18 protein-coding genes are annotated in these 14,023 nt (G+C 34.1%); 1 reads left to right on the forward strand and 17 read right to left on the reverse strand.

Annotation, left to right across the window (positions count from 1 at the left end; genetic code table 11):
* Nucleotides 1-66: 66 nt before the first annotated feature.
* The 5 genes from nosD to C3729_RS07485 all read right to left on the reverse strand — a co-directional run bounded on the left by nosD (nucleotide 67) and on the right by C3729_RS07485 (nucleotide 5,249).
* Nucleotides 67-1,245, reverse strand: a complete 1,179-nt coding sequence (gene nosD, locus C3729_RS07465; RefSeq protein WP_260204491.1) for a nitrous oxide reductase family maturation protein NosD — start codon at nucleotides 1,243-1,245, stop codon at nucleotides 67-69.
* A gap of 381 nt (nucleotides 1,246-1,626) precedes the next feature.
* The gene (locus tag C3729_RS07470) at nucleotides 1,627-2,040 is read right to left on the reverse strand and encodes a nitrous oxide reductase accessory protein NosL (RefSeq protein ID WP_104793569.1); all 414 of its coding nucleotides are present in this window, start codon (nucleotides 2,038-2,040) and stop codon (nucleotides 1,627-1,629) included.
* Nucleotides 2,041-2,047: 7 nt separating this feature from the next.
* Nucleotides 2,048-2,629, reverse strand: coding sequence for a hypothetical protein (locus tag C3729_RS07475; protein ID WP_069796445.1), 582 nt, complete (start codon nucleotides 2,627-2,629; stop codon nucleotides 2,048-2,050).
* A gap of 89 nt (nucleotides 2,630-2,718) precedes the next feature.
* On the reverse strand, nucleotides 2,719-4,719 hold the full coding sequence (gene nosZ, locus C3729_RS07480; protein WP_104793570.1) for a Sec-dependent nitrous-oxide reductase: 2,001 nt from the start codon (nucleotides 4,717-4,719) through the stop codon (nucleotides 2,719-2,721).
* 26 nt (nucleotides 4,720-4,745) lie between these two features.
* Nucleotides 4,746-5,249 (reverse strand): c-type cytochrome, encoded by a 504-nt coding sequence (locus tag C3729_RS07485; RefSeq protein ID WP_104793571.1) that lies wholly within the window; start codon nucleotides 5,247-5,249, stop codon nucleotides 4,746-4,748.
* 205 nt (nucleotides 5,250-5,454) lie between these two features.
* Between C3729_RS07485 and C3729_RS07490 the strand changes: the two genes are divergently transcribed.
* Complete coding sequence (locus C3729_RS07490) at nucleotides 5,455-5,823, forward strand: hypothetical protein (protein WP_104793572.1); 369 nt, start codon at nucleotides 5,455-5,457, stop codon at nucleotides 5,821-5,823.
* 150 nt (nucleotides 5,824-5,973) lie between these two features.
* Here C3729_RS07490 and C3729_RS07495 read toward each other — a convergent pair whose 3' ends face one another.
* The 12 genes from C3729_RS07495 to C3729_RS07550 all read right to left on the reverse strand — a co-directional run bounded on the left by C3729_RS07495 (nucleotide 5,974) and on the right by C3729_RS07550 (nucleotide 14,011).
* On the reverse strand, nucleotides 5,974-6,273 hold the full coding sequence (locus tag C3729_RS07495) for a type II toxin-antitoxin system RelE/ParE family toxin (RefSeq protein WP_104793573.1): 300 nt from the start codon (nucleotides 6,271-6,273) through the stop codon (nucleotides 5,974-5,976).
* Nucleotides 6,273-6,521, reverse strand: coding sequence for a type II toxin-antitoxin system ParD family antitoxin (locus C3729_RS07500; protein WP_104793574.1), 249 nt, complete (start codon nucleotides 6,519-6,521; stop codon nucleotides 6,273-6,275). Before C3729_RS07500 ends, C3729_RS07495 begins: the two co-directional genes overlap by 1 nt.
* Before the next feature lie 364 nt (nucleotides 6,522-6,885).
* Complete coding sequence (locus tag C3729_RS07505) at nucleotides 6,886-7,458, reverse strand: REP-associated tyrosine transposase (protein ID WP_104793575.1); 573 nt, start codon at nucleotides 7,456-7,458, stop codon at nucleotides 6,886-6,888.
* A gap of 278 nt (nucleotides 7,459-7,736) precedes the next feature.
* Nucleotides 7,737-8,333: a hypothetical protein gene (locus C3729_RS07510; RefSeq protein ID WP_133159953.1), complete on the reverse strand. Its 597-nt coding sequence runs from the start codon at nucleotides 8,331-8,333 to the stop codon at nucleotides 7,737-7,739.
* 91 nt (nucleotides 8,334-8,424) lie between these two features.
* A complete protein-coding gene (locus tag C3729_RS07515; RefSeq protein WP_104793577.1) occupies nucleotides 8,425-8,790 on the reverse strand; it encodes a toxin-antitoxin system YwqK family antitoxin in 366 nt (121 codons plus the stop codon).
* Between the two features lie 15 nt (nucleotides 8,791-8,805).
* A complete protein-coding gene (locus C3729_RS07520; RefSeq protein ID WP_165785742.1) occupies nucleotides 8,806-10,014 on the reverse strand; it encodes a formylglycine-generating enzyme family protein in 1,209 nt (402 codons plus the stop codon).
* A gap of 49 nt (nucleotides 10,015-10,063) precedes the next feature.
* Nucleotides 10,064-10,507 (reverse strand): hypothetical protein, encoded by a 444-nt coding sequence (locus C3729_RS07525; protein WP_104793579.1) that lies wholly within the window; start codon nucleotides 10,505-10,507, stop codon nucleotides 10,064-10,066.
* A gap of 75 nt (nucleotides 10,508-10,582) precedes the next feature.
* Nucleotides 10,583-11,026 carry a hypothetical protein gene (locus tag C3729_RS07530; protein ID WP_104793580.1) on the reverse strand — a complete coding sequence of 148 codons (444 nt, stop codon included), beginning with the start codon at nucleotides 11,024-11,026 and terminating at the stop codon, nucleotides 10,583-10,585.
* 118 nt (nucleotides 11,027-11,144) lie between these two features.
* Nucleotides 11,145-12,191: a hypothetical protein gene (locus C3729_RS07535; protein WP_133159954.1), complete on the reverse strand. Its 1,047-nt coding sequence runs from the start codon at nucleotides 12,189-12,191 to the stop codon at nucleotides 11,145-11,147.
* Nucleotides 12,192-12,398: 207 nt separating this feature from the next.
* A complete protein-coding gene (locus C3729_RS07540) occupies nucleotides 12,399-12,734 on the reverse strand; it encodes a hypothetical protein (RefSeq protein ID WP_133159955.1) in 336 nt (111 codons plus the stop codon).
* Nucleotides 12,735-12,753: 19 nt separating this feature from the next.
* Nucleotides 12,754-13,293, reverse strand: a complete 540-nt coding sequence (locus C3729_RS07545; RefSeq protein ID WP_133159956.1) for a hypothetical protein — start codon at nucleotides 13,291-13,293, stop codon at nucleotides 12,754-12,756.
* A 373-nt stretch (nucleotides 13,294-13,666) separates the two neighbouring features.
* Complete coding sequence (locus tag C3729_RS07550; RefSeq protein WP_133159957.1) at nucleotides 13,667-14,011, reverse strand: hypothetical protein; 345 nt, start codon at nucleotides 14,009-14,011, stop codon at nucleotides 13,667-13,669.
* Between the last annotated feature and the right edge of the window lie 12 nt (nucleotides 14,012-14,023).

Raw genomic sequence — 14,023 nt, forward strand, 5'->3', positions numbered from 1 at the left:
CTTTACGACTTTACAACTTTACGACTTTACAACTTTACAACTTTACAACTTCATAACTCCATAACCTCATAACTCCATCACCTTATTAGGTTTCATCTCCGGCTTCTCATCTACAAAATTCTCAGGAGTAAGACTTGGGATTAAGCGTTCGGAACGGTCTAATATCTCCACAAAAAAGGCTCTGTATAACAACATAATCATAGGATTTTGCTCAGAAAGCACGGAGTATAAACTCAAGGGATGAAAAGGAACATCGCCAATTTGGTCTTTGTCTAGATCATAACCTTCGTATTTGTCCCAGTGATTATTTTTGAAAATATTCATCACAAGGCTTCCACTCGTGCTCACATCGAAAGTATTGTTTTCGAAATTGTTATTCATGAGACGGTTTTCCATGCAATTGGCATTGAGTTTTATACCCCAACCGTTATTAGAAAACTGATTGTTGTAAAGGTCAACTTTAGATGAACCGTCCATAAAAATGGCAGCCGTGTTGTTATTGAAAATATTGTTTTTGATTTTACTGAAGGTAAGGTCTTTGAGCAAAAGTCCATAAACGCCATCTCCCCAGTTATCGAGGAATTTATTTTTATACATGCCTACATTTCGGCTGTACATTACCGCAACTCCAGCGTCATTATTCTTAAAAATATTTCCGGTGTAAACATTGTTATGCGCGAACATGAAGTGCAACCCGTAACGTTTATTTTTTTCGGAAATATTTCTAAAAACAAAGGTGTTGTTGGCTTTTTCTAAGTAAATGCCGTCTTTGTGACCAGAAATGTAATTGTTTTTGATCCAGATTTCTGCACTGGACCAAACGTGAACGCCATCACCGATTAATTCTTGAGATTTCCCTCTATTGGTGATGATTTTATTGTTTTGAATCAAACATTGGTAACCTCTCTGAATGGTTATCCCGAAGTAATTGTTCTCGAAAATATTATTTTTAATGGTGGAAAACTGACTGTCATATAAACGAACAGCTCCTATGTTTTTCACTTCGTCTTCCCCAGAATTGATGATTTTAAAGCCTTGCAAAAGAATTTTATTGGCTCTTAGAGAAACAATTTCGTACTTCATTTGTCCGTCCAAAACAGGTCTGTCGATTCCAATCAGGGCAATAGATTTTTGGATGTTGATGTTTCCTTCTTTGTAATGTCCTTTTTGAACCAAAATCGTATCGCCATTTTGAGCTTGAGCAAGGGCAGAGTTAATGGTTTTATAAGCCTGATTTTTCCCCACTATCAGCGTTTTCGCTGAATGATAAACAAAATTCAGGAGGAAGAAAAATGATAATATTTTGGATAAATTTTTCAAAATGTTTCAAAAAAATAGGCTTTGCTAAAAATACTAAAATGAACTATTGGTATTGATTTTTTTTAAACGCAAAGCAATATAATATCAATATTATTATTATAGTGAGCAAAGTTTACGAATAAATTCGTTTAAAGCGTTCGCTTTATCAATTCGCTAGCGAATACCAACTTTGCTTGCTTAATGTTTTTATATTTTTAATAAAAAACTTTGCGTTTCAAAAAATAAAAATTAATCATTTTTATAATGAATTACAATAGAAAATACGGATTTTTCACAAAGCCTAAAAGCTATAAGTTAAAGTGAAATTTATTGTTCTAGGAAGCTCGCTCCTAATTTTTGAGCTTCTTCTTGGGCTTTGGTTTTGTCGATAAATGCAGCTACATTACCATTCATAGGGCTTTTTATAGCACCACCTGTGATTAGGGTTGCTTTTTCTATTTGGAACAATTCATGGGTAAGAAAATCAGGCACATAAAGTTTGGCTTGACCTACTTGCTCTGCATTTTCGGTGGCATAACTTTGCATACAGTTCAGATCATCGAATTTATAAATTCTGCCTTTTTCTGTAATAAGCTCTGTGGCGAATTTAGGGTCTTCTATTCCCATTTTACAAAGTTCGCACTGGTCTTTGCCGAAGTTAATTTTTTCTGGACCTTTCGGTGAACAAGAAAAAAATAGGCCTAAAGATATGATTCCTAGAATGTTAAATAAATTTTTCATTTTTACATTATTTATTAGAAGATTTTATTTCTAAATAAGACAAAACAACAAGGATAATTCCTACACCAAACATAATCCAGCCACCAATATCAGGATAAGAATACGCACCGAAGTTCAGAAGTTGTTTAAAGCCGAAAAGTGGTGGTTGGTAACTCATACCCGGAACTACAATCGCTGCATTTGGATTGAGGTTATGCCCATAATCGTACTCCCAAAGATAGAAATCTACCATGAAAGCTACTCCAAATATAAGAAATAAAGCGGCAAAGAAATAAAGCCATTTCTTATTATTGAGAAATACGGTGAGAAATGCCAACGCTGCAAAGAATCCTAACGCATAAGGTAAAATTTTAAATTCCCAAAAATCTTCCTGATGTATTTCTTTCATCCCGATGTAATGGTTCAGTCCATTGATAATTTCGTAGTCTCCTGTGATTTTGTTGGCATGGAGAAACATGCCCAATCCTTCTGGATATTGTGGAGCTTCTAGATAAATGGCCCATAAAGGAACGAAGATGCTGATGATTAATCCAATTCCGCTTGTAATAAGCAAAATTTTAGAGAGTTTGGATAATGAATTATTTTTCATTGTTTTTAGATTGTAATAAGAAGTTCTTATAGAGTGTAACTTTTGTTACAGAAGTAAAAAAGGGCAGTAGAAACCGCCCTTTTAGAAATTTATTTTGTGACTGCTGTTTTCACAGGGCTTTTAGCGTTATCCGCTTTATTATTGAGGCTATAGGTAAGAGGAACATTGCTTCCTGCTGGAGAAACTCTTACATAACCTTGCATTTCTTGGTGCAATGCAGAACAGAAGTCTGTACAATACATTGGGTACATTCCTGGTTTTTTAGGAACCCATTTTAGAGTAGAAGTTTCACCTGGCATAATCAATAATTCAGCATTTTGATTGCCTTTGATAGCGAAACCATGCGGTACATCCCAGTCTTGTTCTAAGTTGGTCACGTGGAAGTAAACTTCGTCACCTACTTTGATTCCTTCAATATTATCTGGAGCAAAGTGCGAACGGATAGAAGTCATGTAAACGTGTACTTTATTGCCTTGTCTTACCACTTTAGATTCTGCTTCACCTTTGGTTGCATAAGGGTGTTTGTTGTCTGCAATATTGTAGAACTTCACCTGTTGGTCTTTGATAAGAGTAGCGGGAACAGCTTGTGCATAGTGTGGCTCACCAAAAGTAGGGAAGTCTAATAAGAGTTTCATCTTATCTCCACTAATGTCATATAACTGTGCAGATTGGGTTAATTCTGGACCAGTTGGTAAGAATCTGTCTTTCGTAATTTTATTATAAGCAACGAGATATTTACCGTAAGGTTTTTTAGTATCACCACCTACTACCATTAAGTGACCTACAGAGTAGAAAGTCGGTTGTCTGTCAAGAACTTTTAATGTTTTAACATCCCATTTCACCACTTCTGAAGAAACGAAGAATGAAGTATAAGCATTTCCTTTTCCGTCAAATTCTGTGTGTAATGGCCCTAAACCTGGTTTTTGAACTTCACCATGAAGTGTAGATTCATATTTTAAGATTGGGATTCCATCATATTCACCTGCAAATTCTTTGTTTTCAATCGCTTTAAGCATTTTGCTGAAGCTGTGAACTGGGATAAGAGCTGCTAATTTACCAGAACCTACAATGTATTCACCAGTTGGGTCTACGTCACAACCGTGAGGTGATTTAGGAGTTGGCATGAAATAGCAAATATCTTTTAATTCTTTAGCAGAAAGTACAGTCACTTCTTGCTCCATTTTAGAGGTAGCAGTTTGAGTTTTTTCATCAAATTTATTGTGAGCATACTGCGTTTTTACTTTTCTACCTTTACCAGCTTTTAGATATTCTTCAGCTTTTTTCCAGTTTACCGCCATGATAAAGTCTTTATCATTTTGAGAAGCATTAACTTCTAATAAAGTATTTGCTTGTTCTGAATTATAGCAAGAGAAGAAGAACCAACCATGAGATTTTCCTTTACCAGCGTGAGAAAGGTCAAAGTTTACACCCGGAGCTTCTATCTGGAAAGATAAATTCATATCACCAGTTTCTTTATTAACTCCGATGAAAGAAATTACTCCTTTGAAGTTTTCTTTGAAAGAATTAATAGGAACGTCACCGTTCATGTCATCTGTAGGAACAGCAAAACGAGTACCTGCCACTACATATTCTGTATTTTCGGTAATAAATGGAGAAGAGTGGTTACCAGCAGAATTCGGTAATTCTATAATTTCCTCAGTTCTGAAGGTTTTAAGGTTTACTCTTGCCACACGTGGAGTGTTATTAGCATTCGCAAAAATCCATCTTCCGTCTTGTTCACCATTTGTTTGAGATAATTCTAAGTGGTGTTGGTCATCCCAAGGAATAAAACCGTGCGAAGTTTCTAACATAGGCTTAGTTTCTTCGCTGAAACCATACCCATTTTCTGGATTTACAGAGAAAATAGGAACTACTTTCAATAATCTTCCGCTCGGTAAACCATAAACGTTCATTTGTCCGTTAAAACCACCACTCACGAAATTGTATACCTCATCATATTTTCCAGGAGCTACATATACTTTTTCTGCGGCGTCACCACTTACTGCGGTTTCTGTACCTTTGGGTTTACAACTGCCTAAAAATGCTAATGAAGCAAAGGCCGAAATACCAAATAACTGAATAATTTTCATATATTTATTTTTATAGTCTATCTAAATTATTTTGCACCGTCGATTTCTCTCATGTACTCTAGAATTTGTCTTGCTTCAGTTTCATTAAGCCCTTGGTTTGGCATTCTCACTAAACAAATCTCTAATTGTTTCTGTAATTCTGGGTCTACACTAATCATAGGATCTGGATTGCTGATGAAGTTCATAATCCAATGGGGAGTTTGTCTTGTAGTCACTCCTTTCCATCCTGGTCCTACTAATTTTTCTTCTGTAGGTTTATGACAAGAAGTACATTTTACCTCTGCTACTTTCTTACCTTCAGCAGCCATAGCAGCGTTAAATTTGCTCACATCTACGTTGCTTTCGTCATATTTACCTAAACCTCTTTTCGGATCGTATTGTCCTGATTCAGATGATGCACTAGTTTCTGTAGCAGTGGCAGATGTTTCTGTAGATGAGGTAGATGCAGAAGCGTCTGCAGGCTTGTCATTACCACAAGAAACCATCGCGAAAGCCATCATAGGAAGAACTAGAAATTTCAAATTTTTCATATATTTTTATTTTTAATATTAATTTGATAACAAATTTAACGTTGTTTAACAGTTGGGATTTATGACTTGAGTCATAAAATAAACATGACATTTATTAGCAAATTTGCACCTGTAAAACAGAAGAGCATTTTTGTGATTATTTCTTAAAATAATGACTGCTCATATAGTGGACTCATTTCTTTCAAAAAAACACTATTGAATTAATATGAAAAATAACTGGATAATCTTAGCAATGTTCGCTTTCTTGATTTCTTGTAACAAAGAATCATCGACCACAGAAAATTCGCCGGTGATAAGTGATAAAAATTCAAAAGAAGTTTCTTTAAAACAAGAGGCAAAAACATTGACCAATGATAAAGGAGAAACCATAGTGGTAACCTATTTTGCCGAAGGAATCGACCTTGCGATGACCCTTAAAAAGAATGATGAAGAAGAACACAAATTGTTGGCAAAAGGAACCAATCCAAAAGGCGAACCTATTTTTACAGACGGTTTTTATGCTTGGGAACTGTCTGATGATGGGAATTCAGGAAGACTCACAGACAAGCAAGGAAATGTAAGTGTTTTCAAATAAATAGCTTTATTACGTTGTTTAAAAAATCCTCAAATTGATTTCAATTTGAGGATTTTGTTTTTTGTGATAGAATGCGACATCAAAGTTTTTTTCAAAAAAGGGAGTTGTGCAACGGCTATCTATCTTATCTACTGTTAGAATTGCGGTTTATTAGTCATTTATATGAGATTCTATATCCATTTGTTGATGAAGAATTCTAATAATCTCAATATTTTCTTCTTTAAGATTTATTTTGTAGAATATAAAGTGAGATTTTACGCGTGAACGAAAATAACCTTTTCTGATTTCATTATAATCTTTACCCGTTTTTGGATTTTTCGAAATATATTCGATTTCATCCATAATCAAATCAAAATAATAATCTGCTTGATCAATCGACCATTCTTCAAAAGTATAAAGCCAAATCTTTTCTAAATCAATTTCTGCTTGTTTACTAATTTTGTAATTCATTATTCGGCAGAATATTTTTGATGTAAATTTTGTTTGAAAGTTTCTCGATTAAAACTTGCTGAAAATCCAGATTTCTCTCCTTTTTTAAGTTCTTTAATTAATTCAGACTTTTTAGTTTCCTCGTGTTCAAACATTCTTAAAGCAGCTCTTATCACTTCACTTGCAGAAGAGTATTTTCCATTTTTTATTTGTGAATTGATAAAATTGTCGAAATAATCGCCCAATAAAATCGAAGTGTTTTTTGCCATAACAATCTGATGTAAAATTCAAAATCAAATATACCAATTTTTGGTATTTTCTCCAAATTTATTTACGCAATATTGGTCTAATCTGTTTTCAGATAAAGAAAAAGTACTGACGAATTGCGGGAATAAAGTGGACTTTAGTTCAATTTTAGACTCGATGTCGCGGATTTGTAATCCGTGACTATTACTATTTTATAATTATCTTTTTTCAATGCGGATTTGTAATCCGTGACGACTATTATTTTACTCGATGTCGCGGATTTGTAATCCGTGACTATTACTATTTTATAATTATCTATGCTCAATGCGGATTTGTAATCCGTGACGACTATTATTTTACTAGATGTTTTGCAATTTGTTACTCTCACTATATTTTGTGATTATCCCAACCCATGAAAACGACTTCTACATCTAAAGCACTATCTAAATCAGCATAATTTCTTGCAGAGCTAAAATAATAATTTTCTGCTTCCGTTACAATCTTTTCTTTTACAGGATTTTCATGTATGTACTTTATTTTTTCCTTTATCCAATGGTTAGAGAAAATTTCTTCTGCATGATAGCCATCTTGCCAAACTTTGTATTGCTGTGGTCGTGATAAATGTTCGCAAGCTTTGCTAAAATACTCTAACAGCCATTCTCTTCTGCTTTCTGGTTCGTCTTGTATGGTTTGAATTATTTTTTTAGAAGTATATTTTTTAAAATCTCGCATAATTTCTGATAATGTTAAACCTCCATCTGCTCTGCAAAATAAATGCAAATGACTGTGCATAAGGCAATATGCAAATACAACAAGTCCTTTATTTTTTTGACAATACTTGAGTGCATCTATGATTAAATGTTTTTGTGGCAATCTTGTGAAGACATCTACCCAACCTACTGTGGTAATAGTAATGAAATATGCCTGTGAAATTTCAGTGGCTTTGTATTTGGTTGACATTATTAGTTTTGAGTAAAAATAATAAAAAAACAGCAACAAAAAAGTGGCTGTTTTTTTAATGATTAATCATCTATTATTTTTTAGTATAGTCACGGATTACAAATCCGCGACATCGGGAAAGACATACGATAAAAGCAATGTTTGCATATCTCACGTTCGTCTCTACGCTCTCGCTCTTCTCCCGCTAATACCGACTCATTCCCGTTTTCCCGCGCGGAATCAGATGCTGGAAGGGTTTACCTATCTTCACACGCTTCAATCAAAAACATCACCTAATCTTATTCGATAATGAAAGCATCAAGTGTTGAAGCATAGTAAATGTAAATACTTGAAGTTTCTCCATTCTTACATTCTGATTCCCTTTTTTGGAAGGCAAAATAAAATTCTTCTTTTTTTGGGTCGATTGATTTATAAATATTCATTCCAGAGTCAAATGCAAATTTTCCGGGCTTTTCACCTGTAATGTAGCTTGTTTTTTTTATGTCCGATGCTTTAATTCGTTTTTGAACCAAATCCAAACTTTTTTTTCCTCCGCAACTATGAAGATGTATCTCCGAAACACACTTATTGGACAATCCGTAAATTTCAAAAATTAAAACTTCTGCGATAGACCTTTCATTAATCCTAGTAATCTGATAATGGGAATCATCTAATTCTTTCGCATCATACGATTCTCCTGAATATTCTAACATGGCAGTTACTTCATTGAACTCCATACCAAGAAAACGAGGTTGGATGATGTCGTCGTTATTGACTTGTTCTTTAAGATAATCCAATCGCCAGGACTGGCCACACACCGAGGTTGAATTAAAAACAAAAATCCAAACTACAAGGATTGTTAATTGAGCTTTCATAGTACTTAAATTTATTTTCATTTGTTTTTGATTTATAGTGAATTGGAGCGAATAGATCTTTTGGTATTGTATTCTAAAATTAAATTTGCGAATAACAAAAATCGAAAGCTCATTACTCCGTAAAATTTTCAATTTCACCGGTTTGATAGTTTGTTCGAGTTTTTACTTTACCAGAAGGATAGTGATTCGTCCAAATTCCTGATTTTGAACCGTTCGTAAATTGACCTTGACTGGAAATTACACCCGTTTCAAAATATGTAATCCATTTTCCATGTTCGGTCCCGTTTTGGTATTGAATGATGGACTTTACTTGACCATTTTCAAAGTACGTGCGCCATTCGCCGGTTTTTTTCGATTCTAAATTGCGAACACCTACGCTTTTGATTTGGCCAGCTGGGTAATAAGTTGTATCTGCTTTTTGGGCGTAAACAGAAAATTTCAACATAAATACGAAGGTGATTATACTTATTATACTCATAATTTCTCAGATTTGTCATTCATTCAAATGTTTGTATTTGTGGAATTTGCCTCCCGCTTTTTTTGCGACGTCGAACATGATTTTTGATCTTACAACCTCATCACTTTTTGGATTATTCTTGTTCAAAAACTCTAAATCCTCATATACATAATCCATAATATTCATCCCGTCCATTTCATCTACTACATCTAACGGATAACGATAGAGATTAACCGCTCGCTGGAAAAAATCTAGATTTCCTGTAGCGACTGCCACTTTGAGTAATGAGATTTCTTTTTTAGCAGTTCGAATGGTATCACAAACCAAGCAGCATGAACATCGGGTAACGTATACATGGATTTTTTCTACATAGAAAATATCGCTGTCGTTTTCAGCATCAGCTTGGGCTAAACGGGCTAATTCTTGTTCGTATTTATAAGCATACAAGAATTCATCATCATCTACTGGTCTATTGCTTTCTAAAGCTCCACATAAAATAGCGTATCCAGTTTTTTTTGTATTACACTTAAATTCAGAATATTCAGCTTTAGGGTTAGCTTTGGAAGTTGGTGTTGCACTAGCCGTTATTTTGGCGGTAGTTACCAAGCGAAAACCAGCGCTGTAAATGGCACGATTCGTGGCTCTGTAATTGCGTTGTACGTTGGTGCTGTTGGTTTCAAAACTCATGCTGCTGCCTCCTTTCAGTACACCTTTGTCAAATGCTATATCCTCAAAAAAATCGCTGCACCATTCCCAGGCGTTGCCTGTCATGTCAAAAAGCCCAAGCTCGTTGGGTTTCTTTTGTCCTACGGCTTGCATTTGATAGTTGGCATTTTTGTAATACCACGCTACTTCGTTGATGTCGTTGCTACCGGCATAGGTGTAGCCTTTGGATTGTGTACCTCCGTTGGCTGCAAATTCCCATTCGGCTTCGGTCGGCAAGCGGTAAGTAAAGCCCAAAGTTTTACTCAACCATTCGCAATAGGCAATCGCATCATTGTAAGATACATTTACCATGGGGTGTTGGTTGTTCCAACCCCAATAAGGTGCTTCGGGCATGGCTCTATTGGTTGCGGTGCAAAAAGTTTTGTATTCGCCAACGGTTACTTCGTAGCGGCTAATGCTAAAATCAGCTACTGTTTCGGCATGTGCCCATTTTTTATCTTCGGCACCATTACCCATAATGAATGAACCTCCTTTTACGAAAACCATATTTGGGTTTTGTGGTGGTGTAGCAAATGCCATTTGCGCAAGGCAGGCTAGGACTAAAAATAGAAAGTGGTGTTTTTTCATTTTATTTCTTTTTCAATTTCTGGATTAGTTTTAATAAAGCCGCTCTGTTTTTGGCTTCGTGGTAAAACTTGGGTAGTTTTTCTAAAAGCGTAAAATGCGTGCGGTCTTTGTGCTCGCGCAATTTGGCACCGATGTATTGTTCTAAATACAACAAATGGGCTTCGTTGTAGGCAAAAAAGACATCGTTTTTAAATGGAGCGTAATACCATAGTGCCGCATCAAAATAAGCACCGGCCTCTGCTTTATAATGAGCAGTATAACCCAAATAGGTTAGTAAACTGTCTTTTATTTCATGGAAGCCACAATACGAGCAAGTAAGTTTAGCTTTTTTCTCTTCATAGTCTACAGTTGCCCTTGCTTTTTTGTTGCATTTGGGACAAACCACTGCTACTTCCTCTTGGAAATGGGTAAGTCGAAAATTTTGATCTTGAAAGCGTTGAGACATGCCAAATGAATTAAATTACACTAATTTACTGATTTTACTCCTATTTTTTTGTAAGGATAAAAATATTCTGTTCTACTACTGTTTTTTAGGTGTTCTTTTCTGCTCTTCTAGTTTCTCAATTTTGCAATAATAGTATATTTTATCTACTAGTGGAGGGATGTTTTTATTGAGATAAAAACTTTCCGTTGGGCTTTTACCATTTTGGTTGATGTCTTCATGATATAAAATGATGGATTGCAATATAAAATGAAGCGTTGTTTTTAATTGCGTTAGTTCTTTTTTGTTTTTTATAATAGCAGTTGCATTGCGTTCAAAAATTGCTTCCTGTGAGGAAGCAAGCTTTATAAACTGTTTCAATTGCGCTATTTTTTCTCCCCCTGTTTGCTCTTCATTGATACAGTGCTTCACGTTCAGCAAATAGTCTTTTACTTGGAACAAACTATCTATTGCACTTCTGTTTTGTGCCAAAGAAAAATTCACTAACAATAAAATAAATACTATTATTGCTTTTTTCATCATGTTATTTATTTTGAATTACATTTATGAAAACTTATTCGGTTTATTAAATAGGATATTTTGACACTTATTACTATAATAATGTTGCAAAAGAAATAAAAACCATAATATTCAAAATAACTTATTCAAATTTTTCAGGACTTATAGCAATAAAAAGTCTTCCGTCTTTTGAAATGTACATGTTAATATTTTTAGAAAAAAGGTTAGGAGTTTTAAAATTAATATCTCTTATATTGTCTGAATTTTCAGTAGAGTCAGTTATTTCACTATACTCTTTGAAATTTTCTTTTACTTTTTTAGCTAACAAGTCAATAATACTTTCGTTTATTGTAGCTGCTTCTTTAATAATTACGTAATGCGAAGGGTAACTAATTTCCTTATCAAATAAATACTCAAGCATTATAGTTGTCGTACCAAGATTTTTTGACTGTTGTGTTGAGTAGTATCGAGACATAATACTATTTTCATCATCTTTTTGTTGATCTATCAAATTGCCTTTTACCTGAGACCATTTTGCCGCTACAATTTCTTTAATATGTTTTAGAAAATCATCTGCTTTTTTTTCTACATAGGTTTCAATTGGTTTTTGTCTTAATAGTAATTCATTTGCCAAATGGTTTTTTCCATTGGGATACATTTCATTAATAGACTTGTTAAATTCTTCTTGTGAATTTACAGGAAAAGTACTTATTGTTGCTATGTTTTCAGTATCTGCACCAGCATATACTGAACTTGTTTCCAGTTTTGTTCTCTCCACATGTCCGTTTGTGAAATTTGACTTCTCATCAAAGGTCAATTTATACGTGAATAATCCAAGAATATCTTTGCCTTTGATGACACGAGTTCCATTTTTTGGATAAATTTCGATTGTAAAACCTGTAGATTCTCCATTAATGTTGAAGGTATATTTAAACATGGCATTTGTGTCAAACTCGATGATATTTACATTAGCTTTATTATCTGTAGATTTCATCCTTACGGTAACGGGCATAAGTAAGCCCGGTTCTCTATAAGTAGTAGCATTGGAAGCTATTAAATCGTCCTGGAAAATAAGCATTTCATGTTGGATTCCGTCATATTTCCAACTTAATAATTGTACTAATTTGAAATCTACACTTGCTTGACCAAATGCAGTAATTGCTTGCAAAATCATAAATATGGTAATCAATAATTTTGAATTCCGTTTTAAAATTGTTTTCATTCGCATTGTTGTTGAATTTATTTATGAATTTGCAAACTCGTTTTTATTATACGAAGTTTTTTTTGTTTACATATCCAATAAATTTGTGATTGGATAAATTTATAATAACTTATGGTCAAATCATTCTAATGATACTTGCTAAGTATAAATTATTTTTCCTTAATAATATAAAATTTATTCACAATAAACTCTGAATTGATATTCTCTATTGGTATAGGGGTCTATTTCAGAAAATCTACCTACACCTCTATTTTTGGCGTACCAAGAATTTCGTTCTCGAACCCAGTTTTCTACATTCTTTACAACTCCCTCAGATAGAGAAGATTTTGCAAAAAATCCTTTTTGCCATTTATCATTAGCGTAACTCCATACTTCTGCTGTCTTTCGAGGACAGTTTCCACTAGCCTCGTTAAAACCAGAAGAAAACTCTCTCATTGCATTGCAGGAAATCAATGTCAATGAAATTGCTATAATGAATATTCTATTGAATTGTTTAAATTTTGTTTTCATATTTTTATCTTTTTTATTTTTAGTCATACCAAGGTCCCTTTTCAATTTTGTAGCCAGCTTTTTTAAAGGCATTTATTAATTCATCGGCTAGGTATTCGTTATCCTTTAGCGATACAAAATACGTTCTAAACAAATCAACTTTTCGGGAAGATTTGATGTAGCCGCTATCTTCAAAATATTCTTGACGGACCACCTGCACTGTATCAGGTGCCGTTTCAAAAAAGATTCCTATATCTTTGGTTACGGCTCTAATGTCTTGTAAAGCGACTTTTTGTTGCTCTAGATAATATCCTTTTTCATAAGCAAAATGGTGTTTGGTGATATAAAGAAGAGTATCCTTTTTTACCGCCAGTTCGGTAACCTCTAAGCTGTCGAGGTCCTGTTTCATTAGGCCTATTTCATTACCTAAACTATCAATCTCTACTTGTATCATTTTTCGAGCTTTGTTCTCTTGTTGTAAAGTAGCTTGTAGAAGTTGCACTATTTTGGTGGTTTGGGCAGAAATATTATTGGATAGAAGAGTAGCTAATAGTATAATAACCATTATGATGTGATTCATGTTTTTTTATTTTTTACAAGTAGTTTCCCTTCTGAAATTCTAATAGCAAGCTTTCATTAGCTGTTTGACTTGATTTTATTATTACTCAAACAGTTTTAAATAATCATTTAACTTCGTCCATTCTGGATATTCAGGAGGAAAGAAATCAGTTAACCCTTTTTGTATGCCTCTAAACTAGTTGTTTCTATCAGGTTTCATTCCAACTTATTTATTTTATCAGCGCCTCCATTTCGTTCGATTATTATTTGGGGCAATTGTTTATTTCAGATTTTAAATAGTACATTTTAATTGTCACTTTGTCATAAGCATTCGTTACCTTCCCTGATATTCTTTTTATAGAACTTTTTTCATGTTGTTCAAGTTGTTTACAAGATTACTGTTTAGTATAAGTCGTTCCGTTAGCATTAAATGAGCGTTTATCATCTGCCATTACTATGTTTACTTTTCCATCTTCTTTTCTGTAGTTGCTTTGTGGCATATGCATGTAATTGACTCCTAACCATTTGTTTTCACCTTGGTGTTTTAAATTTCTAAATTTAAAAGCTACCATTCTGGCACTTTGTGGCCAACCGCTATTGCCTACATCTATAACCAAGGCATCACTACCTTCTACAAATTTGGCAGTACCCGTAATACTTACAATCATACCATCACTGCGTTTCCATTCTCCATCTAAGTCACTGGCTTTAAACGCTTGTGCACATACCGCGCTACTCATGAGCATCCCTAC

This window comes from Cloacibacterium normanense (assembly GCF_002943105.1).
GTDB lineage: Bacteria > Bacteroidota > Bacteroidia > Flavobacteriales > Weeksellaceae > Cloacibacterium.

What these genes read in the sequence shown, in the direction of transcription:
- C3729_RS07470 (WP_104793569.1), bottom strand. Translation starts at nt 2,040, where the DNA reads ATGAAAAATTTATTTAACATTCTAGGAATCATATCTTTAGGCCTATTT.
- C3729_RS07475 (WP_069796445.1), bottom strand. Translation starts at nt 2,629, where the DNA reads ATGAAAAATAATTCATTATCCAAACTCTCTAAAATTTTGCTTATTACA.
- nosZ (WP_104793570.1), bottom strand. Translation starts at nt 4,719, where the DNA reads ATGAAAATTATTCAGTTATTTGGTATTTCGGCCTTTGCTTCATTAGCA.
- C3729_RS07485 (WP_104793571.1), bottom strand. Translation starts at nt 5,249, where the DNA reads ATGAAAAATTTGAAATTTCTAGTTCTTCCTATGATGGCTTTCGCGATG.
- C3729_RS07490 (WP_104793572.1), top strand. Translation starts at nt 5,455, where the DNA reads ATGAAAAATAACTGGATAATCTTAGCAATGTTCGCTTTCTTGATTTCT.
- C3729_RS07495 (WP_104793573.1), bottom strand. Translation starts at nt 6,273, where the DNA reads ATGAATTACAAAATTAGTAAACAAGCAGAAATTGATTTAGAAAAGATT.
- C3729_RS07500 (WP_104793574.1), bottom strand. Translation starts at nt 6,521, where the DNA reads ATGGCAAAAAACACTTCGATTTTATTGGGCGATTATTTCGACAATTTT.
- C3729_RS07505 (WP_104793575.1), bottom strand. Translation starts at nt 7,458, where the DNA reads ATGTCAACCAAATACAAAGCCACTGAAATTTCACAGGCATATTTCATT.
- C3729_RS07510 (WP_133159953.1), bottom strand. Translation starts at nt 8,333, where the DNA reads ATGAAAATAAATTTAAGTACTATGAAAGCTCAATTAACAATCCTTGTA.
- C3729_RS07515 (WP_104793577.1), bottom strand. Translation starts at nt 8,790, where the DNA reads ATGAGTATAATAAGTATAATCACCTTCGTATTTATGTTGAAATTTTCT.
- C3729_RS07520 (WP_165785742.1), bottom strand. Translation starts at nt 10,014, where the DNA reads ATGGCATTTGCTACACCACCACAAAACCCAAATATGGTTTTCGTAAAA.
- C3729_RS07525 (WP_104793579.1), bottom strand. Translation starts at nt 10,507, where the DNA reads ATGTCTCAACGCTTTCAAGATCAAAATTTTCGACTTACCCATTTCCAA.
- C3729_RS07530 (WP_104793580.1), bottom strand. Translation starts at nt 11,026, where the DNA reads ATGATGAAAAAAGCAATAATAGTATTTATTTTATTGTTAGTGAATTTT.
- C3729_RS07540 (WP_133159955.1), bottom strand. Translation starts at nt 12,734, where the DNA reads ATGAAAACAAAATTTAAACAATTCAATAGAATATTCATTATAGCAATT.
- C3729_RS07545 (WP_133159956.1), bottom strand. Translation starts at nt 13,293, where the DNA reads ATGAATCACATCATAATGGTTATTATACTATTAGCTACTCTTCTATCC.
- C3729_RS07550 (WP_133159957.1), bottom strand. Translation starts at nt 14,011, where the DNA reads ATGAGTAGCGCGGTATGTGCACAAGCGTTTAAAGCCAGTGACTTAGAT.